At 46.2% G+C, this 15825-nt stretch carries 10 protein-coding genes; all 10 read left to right on the top strand.

Annotated elements, in window-relative coordinates; translation table 11 throughout:
• Positions 1-18: 18 nt before the first annotated feature.
• Positions 19-1611: a RagB/SusD family nutrient uptake outer membrane protein gene (locus ABDW16_RS20095; protein ID WP_343672219.1), complete on the top strand. Its 1593-nt coding sequence runs from the start codon at positions 19-21 to the stop codon at positions 1609-1611.
• Positions 1612-1628: 17 nt separating this feature from the next.
• Positions 1629-2663 carry a SusE domain-containing protein gene (locus ABDW16_RS20090; protein ID WP_343672217.1) on the top strand — a complete coding sequence of 345 codons (1035 nt, stop codon included), beginning with the start codon at positions 1629-1631 and terminating at the stop codon, positions 2661-2663.
• Positions 2664-2676: 13 nt separating this feature from the next.
• On the top strand, positions 2677-4524 hold the full coding sequence (locus ABDW16_RS20085; protein WP_343672216.1) for a glycoside hydrolase family 13 protein: 1848 nt from the start codon (positions 2677-2679) through the stop codon (positions 4522-4524).
• Between the two features lie 22 nt (positions 4525-4546).
• Positions 4547-5197: a beta-phosphoglucomutase gene (gene pgmB, locus ABDW16_RS20080; protein WP_343672215.1), complete on the top strand. Its 651-nt coding sequence runs from the start codon at positions 4547-4549 to the stop codon at positions 5195-5197.
• Positions 5198-5199: 2 nt separating this feature from the next.
• A complete protein-coding gene (locus ABDW16_RS20075; protein ID WP_343672214.1) occupies positions 5200-7491 on the top strand; it encodes a glycoside hydrolase family 65 protein in 2292 nt (763 codons plus the stop codon).
• 12 nt (positions 7492-7503) lie between these two features.
• Entirely contained in the window at positions 7504-8835 is a 1332-nt protein-coding gene (locus ABDW16_RS20070) for an MFS transporter (RefSeq protein WP_343672213.1), read from the top strand.
• A gap of 198 nt (positions 8836-9033) precedes the next feature.
• Positions 9034-10122, top strand: coding sequence for a Gfo/Idh/MocA family oxidoreductase (locus ABDW16_RS20065; protein WP_343672212.1), 1089 nt, complete (start codon positions 9034-9036; stop codon positions 10120-10122).
• A 27-nt stretch (positions 10123-10149) separates the two neighbouring features.
• Positions 10150-10740 carry a tail fiber protein gene (locus ABDW16_RS20060; protein ID WP_343672211.1) on the top strand — a complete coding sequence of 197 codons (591 nt, stop codon included), beginning with the start codon at positions 10150-10152 and terminating at the stop codon, positions 10738-10740.
• 1 nt (position 10741) lies between these two features.
• Complete coding sequence (locus tag ABDW16_RS20055) at positions 10742-11902, top strand: ABC transporter substrate-binding protein (protein ID WP_343672210.1); 1161 nt, start codon at positions 10742-10744, stop codon at positions 11900-11902.
• Positions 11903-11911: 9 nt separating this feature from the next.
• A partial coding sequence (locus ABDW16_RS20050; RefSeq protein ID WP_343672209.1) for an Ig-like domain-containing protein occupies positions 11912-15825 on the top strand: 3914 nt, incomplete at its 3' end.

Raw genomic sequence — 15825 nt, 5'->3', positions numbered from 1 at the left:
TTAACAAACAGGAACGTTATGATCAAGCAATTCATATATAATACATTACTGGCCGGCGTGATGATATGGGGACTGGCAGCATGTACAAAAGACCTGGACCGGAATCCTATCACGGAAGCAACGACAGCCAGTGTATATACAGACTTTAGTAATTACAAGAGTATCCTGGCCAAGCTGTATGCAGGTCTGGCTACTACCGGGCAAACCGGTCCAACTGGTAATCCCGACATCAGTGGTATTGATGAAGGTACTTCCAACTACATTCGTGCTTACTACCAGATGCAGGAATTACCTACTGACGAAGCAGTGATGACCTGGAACGATGGTACTATACAGAGCTTTCACAAGATGACCTGGACAGCAGATGACAACTTCATTACTGCCATGTTTGCCCGTGTATTCTACCAGATTTCCCAGTGTAATGAGTTTATCCGTCAGACATCTGATGCAAAACTGGCCAGCAATGGCATCACCGGTACGAATGCAGAAACAGCAAAGACATTCAGGGCAGAAGCCCGGTTCCTGCGTGCGCTGAGTTACTACCATGCGCTGGACATGTTTGGGAATGTGCCTTTTTCTACCGATACCAACGAGGTATCTTACTATTATCCTAATCAAATTTCCCGTGCGCAGTTGTTCACATATGTAGAATCAGAGCTGAAAGCACTCGATACACTGCTGGTAGAACCCGGCGCCAATGAATACGGTCGTGCAGACAGGGCTTGTGCATGGTTGCTCCTTTCCAGGTTGTACCTGAATGCAGCTGTGTATACAGGAACTGACCGTTATACTGATGCCATTACCTATAGCACTAAGGTGATCAACTCCGGTTATGCATTAGCTTCCAGCTATCCAAACCTGTTCAAGGCAGATAACAATGCAACTTCCAGATCAGAGTTCCTGCTCACCAGCAACTTTGATGGTACCAGAACGCAGACGTATGGTGGTACTACATACCTGGTGTGTGCAGAAATAGGAGGTAGTATGACGGCTTCTAACTATGGCGTGAGCAGCGGTTGGGGTGGTTTACGTACTACTAAAGGACTGGTGAATTTATTCCCTGATGTAACAGGTGCCACTGATAGCCGTGCGATGTTTTATACCAGCGGGCAAAACCTGGAAATAGCAGACCTGGGCACTTTCACAGATGGTTATGCAGTAACTAAGTGGAGCAATAAAACTTCTACCGGTGGTACTGGTTCCAGCACCACATTCGTAGATACAGACTTCCCGCTGTTCCGCCTGCCGGAAGCTTACCTGAACTATGCAGAAGCTGTATTGAGAGGTGGTACCGGTGGTAGTGCTGCGACAGCATTGACTTATGTGAACACCATTCGTGAAAGAGCATATGGTGGTACGAGTGGAGATATCACCAGTGGTCAGCTCACGCTGCAATTCATTCTCGATGAAAGAGGCCGTGAATTCTACTGGGAAGGTTATCGCAGAACAGACCTGATCCGTTATGGTTACTTTGCCGGCAGCGGTTACCTATGGCCATGGAAAGGCGGTGTGGCAGATGGTACAGCGGTAGGCGACTATCGTAACCTGTACCCGATTCCTGCTACAGAACTGGTGGCTAATCCTAATCTCACTCAGAACAGTGGTTACTAATCAAAACATTATTCATCATGAAGGTCAGTTTCAAATATATATACATCCTCAGCTTTAGTTTGCTGATCCTGTTTTCCTGTAAAAAGGAAGGCAGCTTTACCCAGGTGAAAACCGGTACTGCTCCTGTGCTGACAGCTACTGATTCCGTATTCGTATTCACGGAAGCAGATGCATCCAATGCAGCAGTAACTTATTCCTGGACTGCATCTGAGAACTGGGGTTACAAATCCATCGTCACTTATTATCTGCAAATAGATGAGAAAGGTAATGGTTTTAAGAATGCGACAGAAGTAACGATTGGTACAGGTGTATTGAAGAAAGCCTACACCGTAGCAGCATTGAACCAGGTGATTAACAACATGGGACTGGCAGCAGGTCGTGAGCATGACCTGGTACTCCGTGTGAAAGCAGCTGTAGACACAGTAGGAGACGAGATTTATTCTGACAGTGTTTCCCTGACAGTGACGCCTTACTATGTGCCTAAGGTATATACCTACCTGTATTTACCGGGTGGTTATGAAGGCTGGTCATTTGACAATGCAGGGCTGGATAGCGTAGCATCTGTAAAGAACGATGGTACTTACGAAGGTTACATGTACCTCTCCGGTGCTACCGAATTTAAGATCACGACAGCGAAGAGCTGGGATGTGAACTATGGTGATGGTGGTGGTGGATCACTCTCATCCGGTGGTAGCAACATTGCTGTGTCTGAAGGTGGTTACTATCGCCTGACGGTAGACATTAACCAGCTTAAATACACGATGACGAACACTACGTGGAGCATCTATGGTAGTGCCGTAGGTAGTGCAGATGCGGCAATGACTTACAATTCCGGCACAGGTGTATGGACGGTGACAACAGCTTTGAGCGCTGGCACATTTTACTTCAGAGCCAATAATGCAGATGCCATTGCCCTGAGTGATGTGAGCAACAATGGTACACTGGCTTCAGGTACTACAGGCGCTATCACAGTAGATGCAGCGGGTACTTATGTGATCAGTATGAACTTAAGTAACCCAGGTAACTATACATATTCTCTCACAGCTCAATAATAAGAATAATAGCATGAAACAGATTCGGTGGATCACGATGCTGTTGTTGATGGCAGGTACATCAATGGCGCAAATTCCCAGCCTGGAGCGTATTGAACCTGCCAACTGGTGGGTGAAGATGCAACAGCCCTTTTTACAACTGATAGTACATGGTAATAAGATTGCAGAAAGAGACGTCAAACTGGAATATCCCGGGGTTACACTCCTGAAGGTGAATAAAGTGGAAAACCCGAACTACCTGTTTCTTGATCTCAATATTGATCCTTCGGCTGCCCCGGGTATATTCCCGATCAGGTTCCTGAAGAAAGGCAGCAAGGATCTGGTGTTTAGTTACGAGCTGAAAGCCAGAAATACTGGTACTAAAGCACAAGGCCTCAATGCGGGCGATCTGATATATCTCATTATGCCGGATCGCTTCGCAAACGGGGATACGACCAATGATGTGATTAAAGGTATGCAGGAAACGACCCTGAACAGGGATTCTATGTATTATCGTCATGGTGGCGATATACAGGGTATCATCAATCACCTGGGTTACCTGCAGGAACTGGGCGCCACTGCACTGTGGATGACGCCTATGATCACCAACGATCAGCCACAGGCATCTTACCATGGTTATGCTGCTACGGAGCAGTACCGTACAGATCCCCGTTATGGTACAAATGAACTGTACAAAACACTGGCAGATAGTCTGCACAAACGTGGTATGAAGTTAGTGATGGACCTGGTGCACAACCACATTGGCAGCCAGCACTGGACCATGAAAGACATGCCAATGAAGAACTGGGTACACCAATGGCCTGAGTTCACCCGCTCCAGTTTCAGGGCACAGCCAGACTTTGATCCTTATGCTTCACAATACGATAAGGATGTAATGACCAATGGCTGGTTTGACAATCACATGCCAGACCTGGATCAATCCAATCCTTTTGTACAAAATTATTTTACACAAAGTCATATCTGGTGGATCGAGTATGCGGGCGTGGATGCATTCCGGCTGGACACTTATCCATACAATGACGGAGCGTTCATGGCAGTGTGGGGAAAGGCGATCAAAGATGCTTATCCCACTTTCACCTTCTTTGGTGAGGTATGGGTAAAAGGCGTGGCAGACCAGGTGTATTTTACACAGGGCAAAACTGTGAACCAGCACCTGGATACACAATTACCCGGTCTTACAGATTTCAATTCACTCTGGGCTATTACGGGGGCTATGAATGATAAAGCAGCATGGGATGATGGCGCAGTGAAACTGTACACTACCCTCGCATCAGATTATCAATACCAGGACCCGATGCGCAATGTGGTATTCCTGGATAACCATGACCTGAGCCGTTTCTATTCAGTAATCGGCGAAAACAAAGGTAAATACAAAGCCGCGCTGGCGTGGTTGCTGACCACCCGTGGTATTCCCCAGTTGTATTACGGTAATGAAATTGGTATGAAGAATTTCAGTGCGCCGGATGGATTAGTGCGGGAGGATTTTAAAGGTGGCTGGAAGAATGATAAGGTGAACAAGTTTACCGCAGCGGGTCGTAATGAAGAAGAAAATGAACTGCACGACTATATACAAAAGCTGGCTAACTACAGGAAGAACAACCCTGTGGTACAAACCGGTAAGCTGATGCAGTACATTCCTCAGAATAATGTATACACCTACTTCAGGTACAATGCTGACAAGACAGTGATGATCGTACTGAACCCAAACAGCGATCCTGCCATCATTGATGTGAGCAGATTTAAAGAGAGAACAACTGGATTTTCCAGCGCGCACGATATAGTAACTGATAAAACCTATAGTCTTTCAGACAGCCTGCATGTACCGGCTACCACTACACTGGTACTGGAACTGGCCCACTGATGCAGCAATTTAAATGGATGATATGGACAGAATAGATGCATGTATTTTCGACCTTGACGGAGTGATTGTAGACACTGCCAAATATCATTACAAAGCCTGGAAAAGGCTGGCTAATGAGCTGGGGTTCGACTTCACGGAGGAACAAAATGAATTACTCAAAGGCCTGAGCCGTACCCGTTCTCTCGAGATCATATTAGAGATCGGCGGTGTGCAAAAATCAGCCGAAGAACAGGCAATACTGGCGGCCCGCAAGAATGAATGGTATGTAGATATGATTCGCCATATGCAACCGGATGAGGTGCTGCCGGGTGCGAGAGCATTTTTGGAAAGCCTGCGTAAGGCGGGTGTGAAAACGGCGCTGGGTTCAGCGAGTAAGAATGCAGGTACTATTCTGGAAAGAGTGGGGCTGGCTGCATTGTTTGATGTGGTGGTGGATGGTAATTCAGTAACCGCTTCCAAACCAGATCCGGAAGTGTTCCTGAAAGGGGCCGATAGTTTGCATGCAGACCCTGCTTATTGTGTGGTGTTTGAAGATGCGGTGGCGGGTGTGCAGGCAGCAAAGGCAGGTGGAATGAAAGCTGTTGGGATTGGTGCTGTGAACGTACTTGGTAACGCAGATATGATTGTCAGTGGTCTTGGAGACATGAGTCTCCAGCGCTTAAAAGATTTATAATTATGAAGCAATATATAAAGGTAGATGAGTGGAATATCATCGAAGAAGGATTTATACCAGGTTACAACAAAATCTCAGAAAGTATCTTCAGTTTGGGTAATGGTCGTATGGGGCAGCGTGGCAATTTTGAAGAGACTTATTCCGGCGAAACGTTGCAGGGTAGCTATGTGGCGGGGATTTATTATCCTGACAAGACGCGTGTGGGGTGGTGGAAAAATGGTTACCCTGAATATTTTGCCAAAGTATTGAATGCAGCGAACTGGATTGGATTAGAGATCCGCATTGACGGTTTGGTTGTAGACCTGCATCATGCGGCAGTGAGTGACTTTCGTCGTGTATTGAATATGAAGGAAGGCTACCTGGAGCGTACGTTTACTGCGACCTTATCTTCTGGTAAACAACTGGCTGTGAAAGCCACCCGCTTTTGTAGTATTGTAGACGATGAGGCAGGTGCGCTTCGCTATAGCATTACGCCATTGAATTTTGATGGGGAGATAGAAATCATTTCTTATATAGATGGAGCAGTCAGAAACCAGGATGCGAATTATGATGAAGGATTCTGGGAGCTGGTGGAAAGCAGCATCCATGACAATAGCGCTTACCTGACTTTGCGTACAAAGAAAACTGGTTTTGACGTCTGTACAGGGATGTTATTCCACGTATATCAGCAGGGGCACCAATTAGCATCAGCAGTTGCACCGGTACAAAAAGATAAGTTTGTAGGTGGTAAGGTGAAGGTGACAGCTACCCGCAACCAGGAAACAGTGATCTGTAAATATGCTGCTAACCTGACTTCTGAGAATCACTCAAGGAATGAGCTGGTGGCAGCATGCCGGAAGGTAGTAGAAAAAGTAGCAGCGAAAGGGGTTGCAAAACTGCTGGAAGAGCAGGCAGCAGCCTGGGCTGCCAAGTGGCAGGAAAGCGATATCGTAATTGCCGGAGACGCTGCAGCACAGCAGGGGATCCGTTTCAATATCTTCCAGCTGAACCAGACTTACACGGGTGAAGATGCCCGTTTAAATATCGGTCCTAAAGGCTTTACGGGCGAGAAATATGGAGGTTCTACCTATTGGGATACAGAAGCATATTGTATACCTTTCTATCTTGCAACAGCGGATCAGCAGGTAGCAAGAAACCTGTTGATATATCGCCATAACCAGTTGGGCAAGGCGATTGAAAATGCGGGTAAACTGGGTTTTGGTAAAGGGGCTGCACTGTACCCGATGGTGACCATGAATGGGGAAGAGTGTCATAATGAGTGGGAGATCACCTTTGAAGAAATTCATAGAAATGCGGCCATTGCATATGCGATATTCAACTACATCCGTTATACCGGTGATGTGGCTTACCTGGCTGAATATGGCCTGGAAGTACTGATTGGGATCTCCCGGTTCTGGGCACAGCGGGTGAACTGGAGCGAAGCCCGCCAGCAATATGTAATGCTGGGGGTGACAGGGCCAAATGAATATGAAAACAACGTCAATAATAACTGGTATACCAGTACAATGGCGACCTGGTGTATGCAGTATACGATTGAGGCATTGGCGCATGTGAATGATGCTATCATTAAAAAGACTTCATTTGATGCTGGTACCGAAATCGCTCAATGGCAACATATCATAGATAACATGTACTATCCTGAAGATGCTGAGCGGGGTATTTTCCTACAGCAGGATGGTTACCTGGATAAAGAGCAGATCCTTGTAAAAGACCTGGATCCGGCGCAAAGACCATTGAATCAAAAGTGGAGCTGGGATAGAATTTTGAGAAGTTGCTTTATAAAGCAGGCAGATGTATTGCAGGGATTTTATTTCCTGGAAGACAGGTATGACCTGGATACGCTGCGCAGGAACTTTGACTTCTACGAGCCACGTACGGTGCATGAAAGTTCTTTATCTCCCTGTATCCACGCTATCCTGGCTGCGAAGCTGGGAGATGGGGAAAGGGCGTATGAGTTTTACCTGCGTACTTCCCGACTGGACCTGGATGATTATAACAATGATACAGAAGATGGTTTGCATATCACGTCTATGGCAGGTACCTGGATGAGTGTGGTAGAAGGATTTGCAGGTATGCGTGTACGTGAGGGGCAGTTACAGTTTACACCCTTCCTGCCGGACAGCTGGCAATCTTTTGCATTCAGCATTCGTTTCAGGAAAAATATCCTGAAAGTAGAAATCAACAAACATCGTGTTGTAATTGAGAACAAAGAAGGGGATGATGTGGCAGTAAAAGTATACGAAGATACATATATCGTCAAAGCGGGTGCGGTAGTACAATTGAAAGTCAATTAAAAAAGAAATTCCATGAAAGGCATGACAAAGCCACGCTTATCTGCAGCAAGGATCTGGAATATGAGCATGGGGTTTTTCGGAATACAGTTTGGTTTTGCATTACAGAATGGAAATGCATCCCGTATCCTACAGACCTATGGTGCAGAGGTAGAGCATTTATCCCTATTCTGGTTGGCCGCACCGGTGACCGGGATGATTGTACAGCCCATCATCGGGCATTATAGTGATCGTACCTGGAACAGGTTGGGGCGCCGCCGTCCTTACTTTCTTGTAGGTGCGCTGTTGACAGCTTTGGCACTGATACTGTTGCCTAATTCGTCGATGCTGGCTTACCTGCTGCCTCCGATGCTGGTTGGAGCGGGAATGCTCACACTGATGGATGCAAGCATCAATGTGGCCATGGAACCTTTTCGGGCACTGGTATCGGACAATCTGCCTGATGAACAGCGGAGTATGGGCTTTTCGGTACAAACCTTCCTGATAGGAGCAGGGGCTGTATTGGGATCTTCATTACCTTATTTGCTGGCAGAGTATGGTGGTGTATCTAAATTAGCGGCACCGGGAGTGGTACCAGACAATGTGATTTATTCTTTTTACATAGGTGCACTGGTATTGATAGCCACGATTCTCTGGTCCATCTTCATGAGTAAGGAGTATAGTCCGGAGGAGTTTAAACAGTTTAATCCAACGGAGGAAGCAACAGCTGCATCCGGGTTGGGAACAATAGTAAAAGACTTTGCAGCCATGCCATCGGCCATGCGGCAGTTAGGGCTGGTACAGTTCTGTAGCTGGTTCGCATTGTTCTCCATGTGGGTGTTTACCACACCTGCAGTGGCGCAGCATATCTATAAGGTAATGCCTGGAGATACGTCGTCATCCAGCTATGCAGATGCGGGGAATAAAGTAGGATTCTTATTCAGCATTTACAGTGCAGTATCTGCGGTGTATTCACTAATCTTACCTGCTATAGCGCGTAAAACCAACAGGAGAGTGACGCATGCTTTTTCTCTGATAGCGGGCGGGGTATCATTGATCTCCATCTTTTTCATACAATCCCCTGACCTGCTGATACTGCCGATGATCGGTATTGGTTTTGCATGGGGCAGCATTCTATCAACTCCTTATGCTATTCTATCGGGTGTAATACCGCCGCATAAGACGGGGGTATACATGGGGATCTTTAATTTCTTTATCACCTTCCCTCAGATTGTAAACGGTTTGTTCGGTGGTCTCATCGTGAGGTACTGTTTTCATGATCAGCCTATATATGCGTTGGTAATGGGGGGCATATTTATGATCATAGCTGCGGTAGCAGTATTGAATGTAAAAGAGCAGAGAGCCTGACACTTATACTTAAAATCAGACCGGGATTTGCATTGGCAGGTCCCGGTTTTTTATTGCCCTCAAAAAAATATTTTAACATTTAAATAATTTGTATATAAATTTGTGAACCATTCCTAATTATTGTAATTCGATTTTTAACCTCAATCCTGGAAAAGCCATTTAAGTAAACGATTTGAATAATTATCCCTATAAGTTGTAATGCACAATCAAAAAAGGAGAGAATTTTTCAGAAATGTCGCGTATATAGTGCCTGCATTGGCCATTATGCCGTCGTCTCTGTTCTCAAAAAATGTTCGTAACGGTTTGCGCACCGGGTTTATCGGAACCGGTATCTGGGGGCGTCAATATTTGTCTGCAGCACTTGCACAAAAAGATCTGACTATCACGGCAATATGTGATACAGACAGCGCTTCCTTACAGGAAGGTCTTCAATTATTTAAAGGATATGGCAGTCCGGCTGTATACCAGTCATGGCAGGAAATGCTGGCCAGCGATGCGCTGGATGTGGTGATCATTGCTACACCTGCACATACACATTATACAATCGCCAAAGCAGCTATGCTGGCGGGTAAGCATGTGGCCTGTGGTCCTGTAATGGGGGAGTCCCTGGAGGAGCACCGGGATATAGTAAGGACCAGTAAACAAACTGGCCGTCACTACTTTACCCTGGATGAGCAAAGTTACCGGCATGATCTGCAGGCGAGTTCCCAGATCGATTTTGGGGCATTGAAAACAGTGTATGCAGGGGCGCCTTTTGAAGTACAGCCACCGGAGGTAGACACGTATCCGTTATATCCCGCGTTGTTTTTACAACGGTTATTAGGGGCTGGTAATCAATTCAAAACCATCTCAGTTACCACACAGCTGCGGGATTATGTCGTTCCTAAGGTACATGCAAAAACAGGCCGGCAATATACCAATATCAAAAACGGAATGATTCCGTTTATTTGTCTCACGACCACACAAGGCCAGCAGGTATACCTGCAGGCAGAAAAGGGATATTCAACTGGTACGCATGTTTTTGGTACGGATGCCATCTGGATTGATTATACAAAATCTATGCGGGTGGGTGACAACCAATGGGAAGCGGATCAGCTGGACCTGCAACAATATACAGCCTCACCGGTCGCAATGGCATTGAATGAGCTGGTAGCCATGCTGAAAACTCCCTGGCATCAATCGTCTGTACATATAGCAGCAACCAATAGTCTGGTTGCATTACTGGGCCGTCAGTCTGCCGCCCAGGGCGGAAAGGTATTAGCATTTCCTGATTGTAATCTGATTTAATATTCATCACTATAATTATTCTGCGCAATGGTCGAACCTTTTCTTGCAGTTATCGTAGCTTATGCATTCAACTTTGCACCTTATGGATGGGCATTTTGTAATGGAGCTTTATTATCAATTGCCCAAAACGTTGGATTATACTCCCTTCTCGGTACTTATTTTGGTGGTGATGGCATGAACTCTTTTGGTCTTCCTGATCTGCGTGGCAGAGTACCATTAGGTATGGGGCAAGGGCCGGGGCTTTCAAACTATAACATCGCACAAAGTGGAGGTACGGAAACAGTGACCCTTATAACAAGCCAGATGCCAGCGCATACGCATACAGTTACTCATACGCTTACGGTGGCACCCAAAGCAAGTACACAGGCTGGTACCACCAATGTGCCTGGTGCAACTGTAATACCTGCTGCATTGCCGACCATAGGTGCCGGTGTAAATACGTTTGCAGTGAATGGGTATAGTAACGCAGCTGCAGATGCTACCTTATTACCTACCGATGTATCGGGTACAATTACCCCTGCGATTGCAGGTGGCAGTCAGCCACACTCAATCATGCAGCCATACCTGGTATTGAACTATTGTATTGCACTACAAGGAAGTTACCCTTCCCGTTCTTAGTATGAAGCAATTGACTTTAGGTTTTCTGACGCCTTATAGTGGCGTATATCCCTTTTATTCTACGCACCTGTGGACCGGATGGATGTTGGGAATGGGTCTGGATCCTGCACGTCAGCGTACATGGCAGATCATGCCGGAGTTTACCAGGAGTGGTAGTCCGGCTGCGACTACAGAGGCTGCAAAAAAACTATTGTTTTTTAATCAGGCAGATGTGTTGTCAGGGCTTATTAGTTATAAGTCATTGCCAGCGCTTATGCCGGTGGTAGAAGCGCAACGTAAGTTAGGTTTCTTCTTTGATATGGGAGAGCTGATTCCGGATCATGCTGCCATCAGTCCGGATATCTTTTATGCTTCTCACCAGATCTGGCAGTCAGAATATGCTTTGGGTCGCTGGGCGCAAAAGCGTTTTGGCAATGCAGGGCATATAGTAATGCCACTTTACGAATCGGGGTATCATTTGGGCAATGCATTTCAGCAAGGAGCATTCCTTGCAGGTGCACAGGAGCTTCGGGTGAGTGTATTACCTAATGACCCTGCTGATACAGGGGCATTGGACCTCGCTGAATTTTTTGCAGAAATAGAAAAGCATCCTCCTCCTTATGTGCATGCAATTTTCGGTGGAAATATAGGAACGCGCTTTCTGAATGCATGGAAAGAAAGTAGGTACAACAAAACCATTCCACTAGTAGTGGTAGAGACAATGGCTTACGAAGATATTCTGGAGGATGTAAAGCACCTGGAACTGGAACTGTACAGCGCACTTACGTGGATGAAGGAAGATGAGCGCAAAGAAAATAAGTTGTTCGTAAAAGCATTTGAAAGCAAAGCACAGCAACCAGCCAATATTTATGGATTAATGGGTTATGAAGCGGGATTGGTGTGGAGAGAATTAATACCCTATGCACAGAAAGGGGACTGGGAAAAAGTAAAAGCACAACTGCGCACAAACACTATCCGTGGCCCCAGGGGAGAGAAAGGCTTCCATCCTTCCAGTGGATTGGGATTGCCTGTTTCTAACATTGTGAAACTGAATACAACTACCCAAAAGATAAATAAAATCATTCTTGACCAGGGGGAGGGAATTCGTCATGACGATGCCGGCTTACAGATCATTCACCAGGAGAATGTATCCGGCTGGCAGAATCCTTTTCTCTGTATTTAACAGGTTTATATGAAATATACCTTTACACGATGTATCCGGATATTACTGTTGATCATCGTAGCTGTAACCGCCTTCCTTACAGGTAAGGCGCAGTACGTCTTTTCCACTTTGGAAACAGGGGGTAATTACACAGCTGTAGCAACAGATCGCGATGATAATATATATACTACCAGGTGGAATAGCACAACTGGTCTATATGATGTAGTGAAGTTTTGGGCAATTAATGGTCTTACGACAGTACTTTATTCCGGTCTGAGTAATGGTTCGGCTGTCCAGGTAAATAATCCCTGGGGCATAGCGGTGAACAGTTTCGGCGATGTATATGTACTTAACTCATTTGGCACAGGCAATGGACAGATTCTCAAATTGTATGGCGGTTATGCATCAGCTGTGGTACGGTCGGGAAAGTATTTTTCTGCAATTACGGTAGATAAGAATGATAATCTGCTGGCAATAGAGTACAATAGTACTACCTCCACATTTGACATTGTACGCTACCAATATGACGGTGATGCCGGTACCCGGCTCTACACAGGTATTGCAGTGCCTGCGAAAGGTTTTTCTTATCCCTGGGGGCTGGTAACGGACTCACAGGGCAATATTTATTTTACAGATTTCCTGGAGAGTGCAGCGCATCCGGGTGGTGCTGTCATGAAACTGACTTATCCTGGTTATGCGGTGTCTACACTGGCTACAGGAAGGGAATTTACTGCCCTGGCGGTCGATGCATCCAATAACTTGTATACGACTGAAGTAGTGAGAAAAGGAAGAGCGGCAGTAGTAAAATATACAAATACGATGGGAACAGGTACAATCCTGGATTCCTCATTGACTGTTTCGGGTATAGTGTATCCGAAGGGCCTTGCTGTAAACAGCATGGGTTCGGTGTATATTGGGGATGGTCCGGCTAGTGGAAACGGCAGGTTGTTCAGATTGATAAATCCAGGGGTTTCTTCTATATGGTTGAATGGGGTGAGTCCTACTAACGCTGGAGTGGTGAGGTTTCTGGTGAATTTAACCACGAATGTATCGAACCTCCCGGCAAGCGCATTTACGCTGACTACAACGGGGATAACAGGAGCCAGTATAGCAGGGATAAGCAGCGGTTCAGATGGAACATATGTGGTGACAATAAATACAGGTACGGGAGACGGTACAATCCGGCTGGATGTAAACGGTGCAGGGGTTACACCTGCTTTATCGAATGTGCCGTTTACTTCCGGGGAAGTCTATACAATTGATAAGACGTCGCCAGTCATTTCACTGGTTATAAATGGGGGAGCGGCTGTTACCAATTCCACTACAGTAGCATTGACAGAAACGGCTACAGATGCAAATATACCAATGCAGATGCGATTCTCGGCAGATAGCAGTAACTGGAGTGCTTATGAGACATTTGCGGGAAGTAAGTCTTATACACTGGCAACAGGAAACGGTATACAGAAAGTATATATGCAGGTGAAAGACAATGCCGGCAATGTAAGTGGTACGAGTGCAGTAATTACCCTGGATCAGACAGCACCGGTGGTGGCCCTTACTTCCACGCCGCCGACTTCAACGAATCAGAGTACGGCAACATTTGTTTTTGGGGCAAGTGAAACAGTGACGGGTTTTACTGCGAGCCTGGATGGAGGTCCGTTCACGCCAGTGACTTCTCCATATACATTGAGCGGACTGGCTGATGGGCCGCACACATTGACCATCAAAGCAACAGATATAGCAGGAAATACAGGTGTTACTACTCCGTTTATCTGGAGTATAGATCAGACGCCACCGGTAATACAAAATCTCACCTCAGCTGCCGGTACATATAAAATAGGGCAGGCGATAACGCTGATGGCAAATATGAGTGAGGCTGTTATTACTGATAATGCGGGAACAGAAGCACCTTATATCAATATGACCATTGGTAGTACCACCCGAAAAGCAGTATATGCATCAGGTGCGGGCACCAATCAATGGGCATTTACTTATACAGTGCAGGAAGGAGATCTGGATAATGATGGAATAGAGATTTTGTCGCCTATACAAGTGGCGGGCAATAAACTGACAGATGCAGCAAACAACGTGTTGGATCCATCCTTTGCAGTAGCAGCATCGGGAATAAATGTAAATGGTATTCGTCCGGTAGCAACGCTGACGGTGCCACCTACATCGAATGCAACTACAATGACAGTAACACTTGGATTTGATGTGGCTGTGACGGGAGTGGATGCTTCTTCGCTGTCATTGTCTGGCATTGCTGGGGCTACCGTTACCGCTGTAACGCCGGATGCCACCACTTCGACTAACACTTATACCATCACCATTACGGTGCCGGCAGGTAGTAAGGGTACTTTGCATATAGCATTGGCTGCAGATGCAGCTACGGCTGTAGGGCAGGGGGGAAATACCAATGCAGCAGCTGCTGCAGATGTGGATTATGATAATACCGCGCCGGTTATCACCAGTGTGAGTGTGCCTGCGGGTGGGTATTACAAGGCAGGTACTACGCTGAGTTTTACGGCAACTTTTGATAAGAATATAACAGTTGCAGCAGGGGGGCTTTATTTGCCGGTAACAATTGGTAGTACTGTAGTACATGCAGGTTATGTAAGTGGCAGTGGTACAAAGGAACTCACCTTTAGCTATACAGTGGTGGCAGGGGATAATGACGACGATGGTATACAGATAGGTAGTAGCCTGACAGCAGATGCAGGTGTGCTGAAAGATAGTTATGGTAATGAAGCGGCAACGGCAATAAATGGCGCGGGTGCAACTAATAATGTGTTTGTTAATACGGTGATTCCTGGTGTGACATTGTCATCCGGCAGCACTATTGTGAATGGTGTGTTTGCTGTAACGGCTACATTTAGTGATGCGGTGACAGGGTTGACTCTCGATGACTTCAGTGTGGTAAATGGTACGGTATCGAACTTACAGACGGCAGATCATATCATTTATACGGTGGATGTAACTCCTGCAGGGGAGGGTATAGTCAAGGTCCAGTTGCCGGTTGATGTGGCGGAGAATGTGGGTGGAAATGGTAATACGGTATCGAATGAGCTGCAGGTGACGGTAGATACGACAGCTCCGGTAGTGACGGGGGTGAGTGTACCGGCAGATGGTTATTATCATGCAGGCGAGGAGTTGGATTTTACGGTTAATTTCAGTGAAGAGGTGGTATTGAATGTAACAACAGAGCATCCTTATCTGAATGTAGTTTTACAATCTGGTACGGTACAGGCTTATTATACAGGTAGGAGTGGGAATAATGGAATGAACTTTAAGTATACGGTGCAGGATGGGGATGGAGATGAGGATGGTATTGGGTTAATGGGGGCAGTAGAACTGGATAATTTATCGGTTAAAGATAAGGCAGGTAATAGTGCGAATGTTACATTGGCGGGAGTGCCGGCGCTTGGTGGGGTGAAGGTGAATACGGTACATCCGACGGTGGCATTGTCTTCAGGTGTTACATTGGTGAATGGGGCGTTTGATGTGACAGCTACGTTTAGTGAGGCGGTGACGGGGTTGGCGCTTTCTGATTTTACAGTTAATAATGGTGTAGTTAGCAATCTGCAGACAAGTGATAATGTAACTTATACCTTCACAATTACGCCAACTGTAGGTGGCAATGTAACGGTTAGTTTGCCTGTGGATGTGGCTGTTAACAAAGGTGATAATGGTAACCTTGCATCTAATACGGTTACAGTAGTGGCTGATTTGACCGCGCCTGCTGTGACGAATGTAACTGTGCCTGCTAATGGGTATTATAAATCAGGAAGTGTATTAAGTTTTGGGGTAAGCTTTGGAGAGGTAGTGAATGTAACAGGTACTCCGCATATTGCTATCGCAATGGGTAGCAGTACAGTGTATGCTGATTATGTCAGCGGCACCGGTAGTTCCACGCTTACATTTACTTATACAGTTGTAAATGGCGA

Origin of the sequence: Chitinophaga sp. (genome assembly GCF_039596135.1) — a bacterium.
GTDB lineage: Bacteria > Bacteroidota > Bacteroidia > Chitinophagales > Chitinophagaceae > Chitinophaga.
This window is presented reverse-complemented; position numbering and strand designations above follow the sequence as displayed.